Source organism: Sporofaciens sp. JLR.KK001 (assembly GCF_036941055.1).
Lineage (GTDB): Bacteria > Bacillota > Clostridia > Lachnospirales > Lachnospiraceae > Sporofaciens.
Window position 1 is genome coordinate 1 of the sequence record NZ_JAYMNO010000030.1, and the last position, 206, is coordinate 206.

General features: G+C 59.7%; 1 pseudogene. It reads right to left on the bottom strand.

Annotation, left to right across the window (positions count from 1 at the left end):
* A pseudogene (locus VSQ62_RS32375) lies at positions 1-206 on the bottom strand (transposase); the annotation flags it as partial.

The following is a 206-nucleotide window of genomic DNA, read 5'->3' on the forward strand; positions in this document are numbered from 1 at the left end:
AGTAATATTTTTCCAGGTCGCTGTCCCAGCCCCAGGAAGCATCGGGGTCGGGGAAATGCCGCAGGTTTTCCGGTGCGCCAACCCTGTGGTGCCCGCGTGGGCAGGCATGGGTATGCACGGCGGTGCCGTCTCCGGAAACCGTAAGGTGTTCCCTTGGTATGAGACCGGATTCCATGGAAGGCAGGACAGCCACGTGATAGAAGAAG